The 12,162-nt window shown below is 64.7% G+C and carries 11 protein-coding genes, 2 tRNA genes and 1 pseudogene; 3 read left to right on the plus strand and 11 right to left on the minus strand.

Annotation, left to right across the window (positions count from 1 at the left end; all coding sequences use genetic code 11):
* Window positions 1–39 precede the first annotated feature (39 nt).
* Window positions 40–1,320 carry an ATP-dependent Clp protease ATP-binding subunit ClpX gene (clpX, locus tag CCUG20998_RS18745; RefSeq protein WP_036456241.1) on the minus strand — a complete coding sequence of 427 codons (1,281 nt, stop codon included), beginning with the start codon at window positions 1,318–1,320 and terminating at the stop codon, window positions 40–42.
* 730 nt (window positions 1,321–2,050) lie between these two features.
* Between clpX and CCUG20998_RS18750 the strand changes: the two genes are divergently transcribed.
* A complete protein-coding gene (locus tag CCUG20998_RS18750) occupies window positions 2,051–3,625 on the plus strand; it encodes an MFS transporter (protein WP_099052721.1) in 1,575 nt (524 codons plus the stop codon).
* 57 nt (window positions 3,626–3,682) lie between these two features.
* On the opposite strand, the gene clpP2 is transcribed toward CCUG20998_RS18750, so the two are convergent.
* From clpP2 to CCUG20998_RS18770, 4 genes are all read right to left on the minus strand, one after another.
* Window positions 3,683–4,318 carry an ATP-dependent CLP protease proteolytic subunit ClpP2 gene (gene clpP2, locus CCUG20998_RS18755; protein WP_011741457.1) on the minus strand — a complete coding sequence of 212 codons (636 nt, stop codon included), beginning with the start codon at window positions 4,316–4,318 and terminating at the stop codon, window positions 3,683–3,685.
* Entirely contained in the window at window positions 4,315–4,902 is a 588-nt protein-coding gene (clpP1, locus tag CCUG20998_RS18760; RefSeq protein WP_036426435.1) for an ATP-dependent CLP protease proteolytic subunit ClpP1, read from the minus strand. The genes clpP2 and clpP1 overlap by 4 nt, the downstream gene beginning before the upstream one ends.
* A 131-nt stretch (window positions 4,903–5,033) precedes the next feature.
* A complete protein-coding gene (tig, locus tag CCUG20998_RS18765) occupies window positions 5,034–6,488 on the minus strand; it encodes a trigger factor (protein ID WP_020730231.1) in 1,455 nt (484 codons plus the stop codon).
* A 36-nt stretch (window positions 6,489–6,524) separates the two neighbouring features.
* A tRNA-Pro gene (locus tag CCUG20998_RS18770) sits at window positions 6,525–6,601 on the minus strand.
* Between the two features lie 164 nt (window positions 6,602–6,765).
* Between CCUG20998_RS18770 and CCUG20998_RS18775 the strand changes: the two genes are divergently transcribed.
* Window positions 6,766–6,839: transfer RNA gene (locus tag CCUG20998_RS18775), tRNA-Gly, on the plus strand.
* Window positions 6,840–6,869: 30 nt separating this feature from the next.
* Window positions 6,870–8,054 (plus strand): serine hydrolase domain-containing protein, encoded by a 1,185-nt coding sequence (locus CCUG20998_RS18780; RefSeq protein ID WP_036456571.1) that lies wholly within the window; start codon window positions 6,870–6,872, stop codon window positions 8,052–8,054.
* Between the two features lie 76 nt (window positions 8,055–8,130).
* Here the strand turns inward: CCUG20998_RS18780 and CCUG20998_RS27995 are convergent, their stop codons facing one another.
* The 6 genes and pseudogenes from CCUG20998_RS27995 to CCUG20998_RS18805 form a co-directional block, all read right to left on the minus strand.
* Window positions 8,131–8,310 (minus strand): hypothetical protein, encoded by a 180-nt coding sequence (locus tag CCUG20998_RS27995; RefSeq protein WP_036456239.1) that lies wholly within the window; start codon window positions 8,308–8,310, stop codon window positions 8,131–8,133.
* Between the two features lie 19 nt (window positions 8,311–8,329).
* Window positions 8,330–8,497, minus strand: a pseudogene (locus CCUG20998_RS29470) (Mtp family mycobacterial-type pilin); the annotation flags it as partial.
* A 127-nt stretch (window positions 8,498–8,624) separates the two neighbouring features.
* Window positions 8,625–9,431, minus strand: coding sequence for an Fpg/Nei family DNA glycosylase (locus tag CCUG20998_RS18790; RefSeq protein WP_012395412.1), 807 nt, complete (start codon window positions 9,429–9,431; stop codon window positions 8,625–8,627).
* Window positions 9,432–9,439: 8 nt separating this feature from the next.
* On the minus strand, window positions 9,440–9,919 hold the full coding sequence (locus CCUG20998_RS18795) for a ribose-5-phosphate isomerase (RefSeq protein ID WP_020730228.1): 480 nt from the start codon (window positions 9,917–9,919) through the stop codon (window positions 9,440–9,442).
* Between the two features lie 85 nt (window positions 9,920–10,004).
* Window positions 10,005–11,375: a C4-dicarboxylate transporter DctA gene (locus CCUG20998_RS18800; protein ID WP_020730227.1), complete on the minus strand. Its 1,371-nt coding sequence runs from the start codon at window positions 11,373–11,375 to the stop codon at window positions 10,005–10,007.
* A 141-nt stretch (window positions 11,376–11,516) separates the two neighbouring features.
* Complete coding sequence (locus CCUG20998_RS18805; protein ID WP_012395415.1) at window positions 11,517–12,140, minus strand: Rv2466c family mycothiol-dependent reductase; 624 nt, start codon at window positions 12,138–12,140, stop codon at window positions 11,517–11,519.
* Window positions 12,141–12,162: the final 22 nt, after the last annotated feature.

The following is a 12,162-nucleotide window of genomic DNA, read 5'->3' on the forward strand; positions in this document are numbered from 1 at the left end:
CGCCGGCTTGCGACCGGAAGCGCCCGGCATCAGCGCCGGTTAGGCACTCTTGTCGCGGCGCTCACTACGTGACGGCTTGCGCGGCACGATCGTCGGCAACACGTTGTCTTGCACGGTCTCCTTGGTGACCACCACTTTGGCGACGTCGTCACGGCTCGGGATGTCATACATCACCGGCAGTAAGACTTCTTCCATGATGGCCCGCAGCCCGCGAGCACCGGTGCCGCGGTGAATCGCCTGGTCGGCGATCGCTTCCAGCGCGTCATCGGTGAACTCCAGCTCCACACCGTCCATTTCGAAGAGCCGGGTGTACTGCTTGACCAACGCGTTCTTGGGTTCGGACAAGATCTTGACCAAGGACTCTTTGTCCAGGTTGGTGACGGAGGCAACGACCGGGAGCCGACCGATGAATTCGGGGATCAAACCGAACTTGATCAGATCCTCGGGCATCACATCGGCAAAGTGGTCGGTGGTGTCGATCTCGGCCTTGGAGCGCACTTCGGCGCCGAAGCCCAGACCGCGCTTGCCGACCCGCTCGTAAATGATCTTCTCCAGCCCGGCGAATGCACCCGCGACAATGAACAGCACGTTCGTGGTGTCGATCTGGATGAATTCCTGGTGCGGATGCTTGCGGCCACCCTGCGGGGGCACCGAAGCTTGGGTGCCCTCGAGAATCTTCAACAGGGCCTGCTGAACACCCTCACCGGAGACGTCGCGCGTGATGGAGGGGTTCTCGCTCTTGCGAGCGATCTTGTCCACCTCGTCGATGTAGATGATGCCGGTCTCGGCACGCTTCACGTCATAGTCGGCGGCCTGAATGAGTTTGAGCAAGATGTTCTCGACGTCTTCACCCACATAACCCGCCTCGGTCAGCGCGGTGGCGTCGGCGATCGCGAACGGCACGTTCAGCATTTTGGCCAGGGTCTGGGCCAGGTAGGTCTTACCGCATCCGGTAGGCCCGAGCATCAAGATGTTGGACTTGGTCAGCTCCACGGGCTCGCACCTGGAATCGCGAGACTTCTCGCCGGCCTGGATCCGCTTGTAGTGGTTGTAGACCGCGACGGCGAGCGTGCGCTTCGCGGTGTCTTGGCCGATGACGTAGCCCTCGAGGAATTCCCGGATCTCGACCGGTTTGGGCAGTTCGTCAAGTTTCACATCGTCGGCGTCAGCGAGTTCCTCTTCGATGATCTCGTTGCACAGATCGATGCACTCATCACAGATGTACACACCGGGGCCAGCTATGAGCTTCTTGACCTGTTTCTGACTCTTTCCGCAGAACGAGCACTTCAGCAGGTCGCCGCCGTCTCCTATGCGCGCCATTTTGGTGAGGGCCTACTTCCTGTTCGCCGTTCGTCTTGCCGTGCCGCGTGTATCCCCCGACGCTACCCGCTTGCTCCGGCCCACCGCGACCGTTAACACCGAATAGCGTCCTTGGTATTCGCTGGGTTATTCGTGCCTTTCGTCTGAATGCAACATATAGCCCAACGGCTCCCACCACTCGCCGAGACGCGCTGTACGTTTCTCTGGCGTGTCGTGGTCGTTACGCCACCGAGGCCCGTCAGCTGGCGAAACTCATGGCTACCAAGCCCCCAGGCGACCACCCTACAGCGACGTTGCGCGGTTGGCTGATGTTTTCCGCACTGATCGAGGTCGGCGGCGCGCTGTCGGCCTCGCCCAGTCTCGCAGCGTCCACAGGTGACCCCTTCCCCCCTCCTCGCCGGGCCGGCGTTGGAAAAGCTGCGTAAAACGCCGTTGCCACTACGTCAGTTTCCCTAGTGTTGACCATTGTGAGAGCGATGCTCGGCAACGCATGGTTTAGCGGCGCCGGCCGCCGACCGGCCTCGTGGTCCGCCCTGGGGTCCTGGCCTGCTCCCCGATCCGCGGGCCGATCAAAGCCGTCAAACCCAGCCGACGAACTTCTAGCCGCATTCCCTGTCCACGCGAAAGGTCAAGGCGAGCTATGAGCAACCCAGGCGAAATCGGCGAACCCCCAACCACGTCAGGCAGCGCTGAGGTACCCGCCACTGCCCCCGCCGCGGACAACGTCGCCATGACCCGACGCCAGCGGCTGACCGTGGCGGCAACGGGGCTGGGGATCTTCATGGTGTTCGTGGACGTCAATATCGTCAACGTCGCATTGCCCAGTATCCAAAGGGTGTTTCACACCGGCGAGCAAGGTCTTCAGTGGGCAGTCGCCGGCTACAGCCTGGGGATGGCGGCCATGCTGATGAGCTGCGCCTTGCTGGGCGACCGCTACGGCCGCAGGCGGGGATTCTTTGTCGGACTGGCCCTGTTCGTCGCAAGCTCGGTGGTGTGCGTGCTCCCGATCAATCTCGGTATGTTCACCGCGGCCCGAGTGATCCAGGGCCTGGGCGCATCGTTCATATCGGTGTTGTCACTTGCCCTGCTCAGCCACGCCTTTCCCGATCAGCGCATGAAGGCCCGGGCCATCGCGGACTGGATGGCCATTGGGATGGTCGGCGCCGCGTCGGCACCGGCGCTGGGCGGACTGATGGTGGAGACCCTTGGCTGGCGCAGCGTGTTCGCGGTCAACGTGCCGCTCGGCGCGATCGTGTTGGTGCTGACGCTGATCGGTGTCGACGAGTCCAGGGATCCCGACCCGACCGAGCTGGATTGGGTGGGACAGCTGACCTTCGTGCCCGGGATCGCGGTGTTGGCGTACACGATCATCGAGGCACCTCGGTTTCAGCAGCGGTCGGCCATCGTGCTGACCTCACTGCTTCTGATCATCGTCGCGTTGTTGTGGACTTTCATCCGGCATGAACGGCGCGCCCCGTTTCCGTTGATCGATCTCCAGCTGTTCACCGAGCCGGTCTATCGGTCCGTGCTGATCGTCTATTTCGTGGTGATGTCCTGCTTCTTTGGGACGCTGATGGTGATCACGCAGTTCTTCCAGAATGTGCGCGACCTGTCACCGCTGCACGCCGGCCTGATGATGTTGCCGGTGCCCGCGGGATTTGGGATGGCGAGCCTGCTGGCGGGCGCGGCGGTCAACAAATGGGGCCCGCGGCTGCCGGTGGTCACGTGTCTGGCTGCCATGGTCACCGGGCTGGTGCTGTTCGTCACCGCGATGGGCCATGTACCCGCGCTCGCCCTGATGGGACTGACCGTCTTCGGCGCGGGGGCCGGCGGCAGCGTCACACCGCTGCTACACCTTGGTATGACCAAGGTTGATGATCACCGCGCCGGCATGGCCGCCGGCCTGCTCAACCTACAAAGGTCCATGGGCGGAATTTTTGGCGTCGCCTTCTTGGGCTCGATTCTGGCCGCATGGTTGGGCGCCACACTGCCGGAAAGCATGGAAGATGACCTGCCCGATCCCGTCGTGCGCTCGATCGTTGTCGACACCATCGTGGACAGCGCCAATCCGCATGCGCACGCCGCCTTCATCGGGCCGCGACACCGCATCACGTCGGCGCAGGAAACCAATATCGTCAGCGCCGCCGATTCGGACTTCATGCAGGGCATCCGAATCGCGCTGGGATGCGCCTCGGTGCTACTGGCGGCCGCGTTCGTCCTGGGCTTGCGGCGCTTTCCCCGCCCCGACTCTGACGAGAGCCCCGACCCCGACGAGAGCCAACTCGCCGGGTCAGACCTCGACTAAGACAACCGAGCGCGGCCGTATCGACCGTCGCCCGTCAACGAAATTCCGGCCGCCGCCTCAGGCGTTCTGGGCCGAGAGTTTCCGGTACTCCAGAACCGTGTCGATGATCCCGTAGTCCTTTGCCTCTTCGGCGGTCAAGATCTTGTCCCGGTCGGTGTCCTTGCGAATCACCGAGGGATCCTTGCCGGTGTGGCGGGCCAGCGTGGACTCCATCAGGGTGCGCATCCGCTCGATCTCGGCGGCCTGGATCTCCAGGTCGGAGAACTGTCCCTGGATGACGCCCGACAACGACGGCTGGTGGATCAGCACTCGCGCATTGGGCAGCGCCATGCGCTTGCCCGGGGTTCCCGCGGCCAGCAACACCGCCGCGGCCGAAGCGGCCTGTCCCAGACATACCGTCTGGATGTCCGCCCGCACGTACTGCATGGTGTCGTAGATCGCCATCAACGAGGTGAACCCGCCACCCGGCGAGTTGATGTACATGGTGATGTCACGATCGGGGTCCAGCGACTCCAGCACCAGCAGCTGCGCCATGATGTCGTTCGCCGACGCGTCGTCGACCTGGACGCCGAGGAAGATGATGCGTTCCTCGAACAGCTTGTTGTACGGGTTGGATTCCTTGACCCCGAAGCTGGAGTGCTCGATGAACGACGGCAGGATGTACCGCGCCTGGGGCTGGACCTGAGGATTCACTGTGCTTCTCCGTTGACGTGGGCGGCGCGGGTGATGATGTGATCGACGAAACCGTATTCCAGAGCTTCGGGGGCGGTGAACCAGCGGTCGCGATCCGAATCCGCCTCGATACGTTCGATCGACTGGCCGGTAAATTCGGCGTTGAGCCGGAACATCTCCTTCTTGATGACGGCGAACTGCTCGGCCTGAATCGCGATGTCGGCCGCACTACCGGTCACCCCACCCAGCGGCTGGTGCATCAGGATGCGGGCGTGTGGCAACGCGTAACGCTTGCCCTTGGTACCCGCTGCCAGCAGGAACTCGCCCATCGAGGCGGCCATGCCCATCGCATACGTGGCGATGTCGCAGGGGGCCAGCACCATGGTGTCGTAGATCGCCATGCCGGCGCTGATCGATCCACCCGGCGAGTTGATGTAGAGGTTGATGTCCTTGCTGGCGTCTTCGGCGGCGAGCAACAGAATCTGCGCGCACAGCCGGTTGGCGACTTCATCGTTCACCTCCGACCCCAGGAAGATGATGCGCTCGGAGAGCAAGCGCTCATAGACCGAGTCCGTGAGATTGAGACCCTGCGAGTTCGAACGCATGTCAGTCACGACTGGGTTACCTGCTTTCTCGAGTTCTTCTGTGTCCGACCCTAACCAACCGCACCCACTGTGTGGCGCCCACGCACCCCCTGAAGTCGGCGCGTTCGCTCACAGCGTCATGCCATGTGGCCTTAGCCGGCCCCCTGGGCCGCGTCGGCGCTGTCCGCGTCGACGGGCTCTGCTGAGTTTTCTGCATCCCCATCGGCGTCCACGCCGGCGTCTTCGTCGGCGTCGTCGTCCAACAAGTCCGTTACGTCGTTCTCCGGCGGCTTGCCGAAGAACTCACTGGTGTCGATCGTGTTGCCGTCGGTGTCGGTCACCGTCGCGGCCTGGGCCACGGCCTTGACCGCCAACTCGCGCCGAACGTCGGCGAACATCGACGGAAGCTGGTTGTTTTCCTGCAGGTAGGCAAACAGCTGTTGCGGTTCGATGCCGTACTGGCGCGACGTGAGGACCAGGCGTTCGGTCAGGTCTTCCTGACCGACCTGGACCTTGAGGTCATCGGCCAGGGCGTCCAGCAGCAACTGCCGCTTGACGTCCTTCTCCGAGGCGGTCCTGGCCTCAGCGTCGAACGCTTCACGCGAAGATCCTTGCTCAACGAGCAGTTCGTTGAACCTGGCCTCGTCGTTGTTGATGCCGCTGAGCGCGCTGTGCAGCACACCCTCGTACTGCGCCTGCACATACGACTCCGGCGTCGGCACGTCGACCCGCTCGAGCAGGGCGTCGATGGTGGCGTTGCGAATCTGCTCCGCCTGGCCGACCCGCTTGGCTTGCAGCACCTGCTCGCGAAGGCTTGCGCGCAGCTCGTCGATGGTGTCGAACTCACTGGCCAACTGCGCAAACTCGTCGTCGGGTTCGGGCAGCTCGCGCTCCTTGACCGACTTGACCGTGACAGTGACCTCGGCATCGCGCCCGGCGTGATCTCCGGCCGCCAGCTTGGCGGTGAATACCCGCGACTCGTCCACCGACAATCCGACCACCGCATCGTCGAGACCCGCGATAAGCCGGCCGGAGCCGACCTCGTGGGACAACCCTTCGGCGGCGGCGTTAGGCACGTCCTCGCCGTCGACAGCCGCCGACAAGTCGATCGAGATGAAATCCCCCGTGGCCACCGGGCGCTCCACTCCGGTCAGCGTGCCGAACCGGGCGCGCAACGACTCCAACTCGGCGTTGACCTCGTCGTCGGTGGCCTCGATCGCATCCACCGAAACCGACAGCCCGGTCAGGTCCGGCAGCGCAATTTCCGGTCGAACGTCCACCTCAGCGGTAAAGGCCAGGTCCTGGCCATACTCCTTTTGAGTCACCTCGATGTCCGGTCGGCCCAGCGGCTGGATCTCGGACTCTGCCAACGCCTGGCCGTACCGGCTGGGCACGGCATCGTTGACGATCTGGTCCAACATCGCTTCCCGGCCAAAGCGAGCCTCGAGAAGCTTGACCGGCGCCCTCCCCGGCCGGAAGCCGGGCAGCCGCACCTGTTTGGCCAGCTCTTTGTAGGCCCGCTGGAAATCAGGCTCGAGTTCGGCGAAGGGCACCTCCACCTTGATGCGAACCCGGGTGGGGCTCAACTGCTCGACACTGCTCTTCACGGATCTGCTCCTTGGTGGTTGTTCGTCGCGGTGAGTTGGTCGGGGTGACAGGATTTGAACCTGCGGCCTTCCGCTCCCAAAGCGGATGCGCTACCAAGCTGCGCTACACCCCGGACTGACCTCGCGATCCTACGGCCCGGCGGCGGCGGGCCTGCAAGGACCTCCAGGGTCCGGCAGGGCCCTCGAGGAAGTCGCGCCGCGTCCCAAGCGGTCACATGACTGCGTCGATTAGATTTGATCTCAGCCACCACGTAGAGTTTCGCTCGACTTACTACATGCGGGCGTAGCTCAATGGTAGAGCCCTAGTCTTCCAAACTAGCTACGCGGGTTCGATTCCCGTCGCCCGCTCCAAGCACGGCCTATGCACCACAGAAAGGCGCCATGAGCGACGTCGATATTTACGGCTCATGTGCGCGGAAGTTCCAAAGAGTGCGTGCTGCCTTTGAACGGAACTTCGCCCAGGGCATGGAGGTCGGAGCAGCCGTCGCGGTGTGGGTGGACGGTGATCTGGTCGTCAATCTCTGGGGCGGTTCGGCGGACGCCGCCGGTGCCCGGCCGTGGCGGCAGGACACCCTGACCACCGTGTTGTCCGGCAGCAAGGCACTCACGGCCACCTGCGTCCACCAGCTCGCCGACCGCGGTGAGCTGGACTTACACGCTCCGGTCGCCCGCTATTGGCCCGAATTCGGGCAGGCGGGCAAGGAAGCCATCACCGTGGCCATGGTGCTCAGCCACCGCTCCGGTGTGATCGGCCCCAACGCGCGAATGAGCTGGCAACAGGTCACCGACTGGGATTTCGTGTGCGAGCAATTGGCCTTGGCCGAGCCGCGGTGGGAGCCAGGTAGCGCCCAGGGCTACCACATGACCACGTTCGGTTTCATCCTCGGCGAGGTATTCCGCCGGATCACCGGGCGCACGGTCGGGCAGTATCTGCGCACCGAGATCGCCGAACCGATCGGCGCCGACGTCCACATCGGCCTGTCCCCCTTCGACCAGAGCCGCTGCGCCGAGCGGGTCAACAAGCCGCACGCCCGAGACCTGCTGGCCGATGTGCAAGCCCCCAGCGACCCCACCAGCCTCGACGACCACCCCAAGGCGGGGCTGTCGATTGCGATGGGGTTTGCCCCCGATGACGAACTTGGCTCCAACGACCTGCACCTGTGGCGCCAGCTGGAGTTCCCCGGCACCAACGCGCAGGTCTCCGCGCTGGGATTGGCAACGTTCTACAACGCACTGGCGCAGGAGAAACTGCTGAGCCGCGAGCACATGGATCTGGTCCGGGTCTCGCAGGGCGGCTTCGACACCGACCTGGTGCTGGGGCCGCGGGTCGCCGATCACGGCTGGGGCTTGGGGTACATGCTCAACCAGCGCGCCGTAAACGGTCCCAACCAGAAAATCTTCGGCCATGGCGGCCTGGGCGGGTCGTTCGGTTTCGTCGACCTCGAACACCGGATCGGCTACGCGTACGTGATGAACCGCTTCGACGCCAGCAAGGCCAACGCCGACCCGCGCAGCGTCGCGTTGAGCAACGAGGTCTACGCGGCACTTGACGTTGCCGCGGACTAGCTCGCCGCGGCCAACCCGAACGAGCGCACCCTGCCGAACCGATGTCGGCAGGGTGCGGCCATTCGGCTGGGCGTCGTCAGGGATCAGTGCGGCCCCCCCGGCGCTCCCGGCCCAACGCCCGGTCCCCCAGGCCCGCCGGGCCCGCCGGGCCGCCCGCCCGGCCCCCCGGGACCACCCGGTCCCTGCTGCCCAGGTGCGGGCTCTCCCGGCCCTCCAGGACCTGCGTGACCAGGCTGCGGGTTGGGTCCTGGCCCACGCCAGTTGTCGTGACAGTGACCCATGTCCCAGTTTTCACCCCAGCCGGGATCCCAGAAGTCGCCCGGGCACCACTGCGTGGGGGCGCCGGGCTGCGCCGCAGCCTCGGACGCGACGCCTACTCCGGCCAGCCCCAGACCGAGGGCCATTGCCAAACCTGTTGCAGCTAAACGCGGGTAAGTTTTCATAGGCACCAGGCTTACCCGGCCAACCTGTAGCCAATCTGAAGAATCGTGCCCAACCCGCGGCGGACAACCGAAGTGCCAGAACGCAAGTCAGGTGACGCCACGTTGCGCACCTAGACAGTGATCAAGATCACGCCTGACAGGAGGGGCACCAAAAGACGTTGCGGCCCTCGAGTACGGCCGTACCGACCGTGGCCCCACACACCCGGCATGGATCTCCCGCACGCCGATACACGTAGGTGCGAGGCCGTCCCGCCGCGTACGACGGTGCCCCGTGGTCATGTTCGGGACGCACCACAACGATCTTGCCGCCGCGCAAACCGACTTTCATCAGTGCCACCAGATCGGTCCAGGCCGCGCTGAACTCCGCTTCGGTGATCCGCTGACCGCTGCGGTACGGGTCGATGCGGTGCCGAAACAACAACTCGCTGCGATAGACGTTGCCGACCCCCGCCATCACCTTCTGGTCCATCAGAAGTGCACCGATCGGCCTGCGCGACTTGGCGATCCGAGCCCACGCCCACGACGGGTCGGCATCCTTACGCAAGGGGTCAGGTCCCAGCCGGGCGAGCACATCGGCGACCTGGGCGTCGTCGATCACCTCGCATACGGTGGGACCGCGCAGGTCGGTGCCGTATTCGGCACCAACCATCCGCATCCGCACCTGCCCGACCGGGTCGGGAAGAAGCTCACCGGCAGAACGTGCCCATTCGGTGAAAGCCCCGTAGAGACCGAGGTGCACGTGCACCACCGGACCGCCGGCATAGTGATGGAACAGATGCTTGCCCCATGCGCTGGCGGCGCGCAACACTCGGCCATCTACCGCGCCGGCCGAGTCCGCGAATTTGCCCTGCGGACTCGATACCACCACCGGCGCACCGGCGAACCGGCGCTGATGCAACCGCGCCAACCGGTGCAACGTATGCCCTTCGGGCATAGGTGCTCTCAGTCCTGAGCGCCGGGCACCGGCGGCGCTTGGTGGGTCCGCTCGTACTCGGACAAGATGTCGATTCGACGTTGATGCCGCTCGGCTTTCGACCACGGTGTGGACAGGAAGGCGTCGACGATAGCCAGCGCCTCGGAAACGGTGTGCATCCGACCGCCGATGCCGATGAGCTGCGCGTTGTTGTGCTCGCGCGCCAACGATGCGGTCTGCTCGCTCCAGGCCAGGGCGCAGCGGGCACCGGGGACCTTGTTGGCGGCTATCTGCTCACCATTGCCCGATCCGCCCAGCACGATGCCCAGGCTGCCCGGGTCTGCCACGGTGCGTTGCGCCGCGGCGATGCAAAACGCCGGGTAGTCGTCCTCGGCGTCATAGGTGAATGCACCGCAGTCGATCGGCTCGTGCCCAGTTGCTTTCAGGTGCTCGATGATCTGCTGTTTGAGCTCCAGGCCGGCGTGGTCGGCCCCCAGGTAGACGCGCATGCCCGACATCCTTCCCTGGCGGAAGTCAGCTATGCAAAGCGCGGCGTGTCGCGCCACGTTGGGCGAACCGGCGGGCTCGGCCCGCTCAAGACTCGGCAACACCCCTCGGCGGCGCGTCGTCCCGATCGATCATGGTCCACTCGTCAAACGGATCGCGGCCGTGCAGTACCGCGTCGACCTTTGACCGGTCAATCGTCTTGGTCCACCAACCCACCAGGATCGTCGCGACCGCGTTGCCGGAAAAGTTCGTCAGCGAACGGGCCTCCTTCATGAAGGTGTCTGTTCCCGCGACCAGCGCGACACCACCGAGGAGCTCGGGACGATAGGCCTGCAAGCCGCTGGCCAACGCGGCCAGACCCGCACCACTCACCCCGGCGGCGCCCTTGGAGGCAAAGATCATGAACACCAGTAGCGAGATCTGCTCGCCCCACGCCAACGGCCGTCCGAGTGCGTCGGCGATGAACAGCGACGCCATGGTCAGATACAGCGCGGTGCCATCGAGGTTGAACGAATACCCGACGGGCACCACCACCCCGACGGTCGCGGGTTCGACGCCCAGGTGCTTCATCTTGGCGACAAGTCGCGGCAACACTGCCTCTGACGACGACGTGGCAAAGATCAGCAGATACTCCCGGGCCAGGTAGCGCACCAGCCGGAAGATCGACACCCCGGAAACCAGGTAGAGCAACACGCCCAGCACACCGAACACGAACACCGCACACGTGAGGTAGAAGCCGACCAACAGGATCAGCAGGTTGGCCACGGCACCCCAACCGGTGGCCCCGATGATGCTGGCGATCCAGCCGAATGCGCCGATGGGCGCCAGCCACAGCAGCATGCCAAGCACCTTGAAAACCAGCTTCTGCAGGTACTCGACGCTGCGCAGGATGGGCTCACCCGCAGCGCCCATGCCCTGGACCGCGAAGCCGACCAACAGCGCGACAAACAGTGCCTGCAGCACGTTGCCATTCGTCAGGCCCGACAACAACGAGGTGGGGATGACCTGATCGAGCAGGCCGTGCATCCAGCCCGACGGCGGCGCCGCGTCGGCCACCTCGACGCCGCTGCCCATTGACTCGACGGACAGATGCAGACCGCGAACCGTCCCAATCAGGTTGCCGACGAAAAGGCCGATCCCCAGCGCCGCCGTTGACATCACCAAGAAATAGAGGAACGCCAGTCCCCCGACCTTGCCGAGCAGCGCGGCCCGGTTCAGCGAACCGATGCCCAACACAATGGTGCAGAAGATGACCGGCGCAACCATCATGGTGATCAGGTTGACGAATGTCGTCCCCAGTACCGCGACGTGTGGGCCGATCGACGGCACAGCCAGCCCGGCGATCACCCCGAGGATCACCGCGCCGATGACCGCGAAATACAGCCAGCGGGTGCGGTCGGGACGCTTCTTGCTCGCCCGTGGATCGGTAGCTGGGGGCTGATCCAGCGGGGTAGTCATCGACGACTACCTAGCGGGCCGCACAGTCATCATTCCGCACATCCGATCGGCCGGGAATCGACACTGGCCGGATTATAGATGCGCCTGACCGCCGTTGTTCAGCGCTTGGCCAAGCGGCGTCAGACCGTTACGCACCCGCGCTCAGTCGAATTCGGGTGGCTCGGTGCGGGTGCGCTTGAGCTCGAAAAAATGCGGGTAGGCGGCGAAGGTCACCGAGGCGTCCCACAGCTTGCCGGCTTGTTCGCCCCGCGGAATCCGCGACAGCACCGGCCCAAAAAAGGCCACACCGTTTACGTGGATGGTCGGGGTGCCAACGTCATCGCCCACCGCGTCCATCCCGGCATGGTGGCTCTTGCGCAGCGCATCGTCATAGGCGTCGCTGGTGGCGGCCGCAGCCAGATCGGCGGGCAGACCAGCGTCGGCCAGCGACAGCTTGATCACCTCATCGAGGTCCTTGTTGCCCTCGTTGTGAATCCGGGTGCCCATCGCGGTGTAGAGCGAGGCCAGCGCACCGGCACCGTGCGCCTGCTCCGCCGCAATCGCTACCCGCACCGGTCCCCACGCCTTGGCCATGGCTTCGCGATATTGCTCGGGCAGACCTTCGCGATTCTCGTTCAGGATGGCAAGGCTCATCACCCGGAAGTTCACTTCGATGTCGCGGACCTTCTCCACCTCGAGGATCCAGCGCGAGGTGATCCAGCACCACGGGCACAGCGGGTCGAACCAGAAGTCGGCAATAGATTTTTCGGCGGCCTGATCGGGCATGGCGTGCGGTCCTCTCGTCGGT

The sequence above is a fragment of the Mycobacterium marinum genome, from assembly GCF_003391395.1.
GTDB lineage: Bacteria > Actinomycetota > Actinomycetes > Mycobacteriales > Mycobacteriaceae > Mycobacterium > Mycobacterium marinum.

Excerpts from the sequence above, each read along its gene's own strand:
- clpX (WP_036456241.1), bottom strand. The coding sequence starts at position 1,320 with ATGGCGCGCATAGGAGACGGCGGCGACCTGCTGAAGTGCTCGTTCTGC.
- CCUG20998_RS18750 (WP_099052721.1), top strand. The coding sequence starts at position 2,051 with ATGACCCGACGCCAGCGGCTGACCGTGGCGGCAACGGGGCTGGGGATC.
- clpP1 (WP_036426435.1), bottom strand. The coding sequence starts at position 4,902 with ATGCGTTCGAACTCGCAGGGTCTCAATCTCACGGACTCGGTCTATGAG.
- CCUG20998_RS18780 (WP_036456571.1), top strand. The coding sequence starts at position 6,870 with ATGAGCGACGTCGATATTTACGGCTCATGTGCGCGGAAGTTCCAAAGA.
- CCUG20998_RS18790 (WP_012395412.1), bottom strand. The coding sequence starts at position 9,431 with ATGCCCGAAGGGCATACGTTGCACCGGTTGGCGCGGTTGCATCAGCGC.
- CCUG20998_RS18795 (WP_020730228.1), bottom strand. The coding sequence starts at position 9,919 with ATGCGCGTCTACCTGGGGGCCGACCACGCCGGCCTGGAGCTCAAACAG.
- CCUG20998_RS18800 (WP_020730227.1), bottom strand. The coding sequence starts at position 11,375 with ATGACTACCCCGCTGGATCAGCCCCCAGCTACCGATCCACGGGCGAGC.
- CCUG20998_RS18805 (WP_012395415.1), bottom strand. The coding sequence starts at position 12,140 with ATGCCCGATCAGGCCGCCGAAAAATCTATTGCCGACTTCTGGTTCGAC.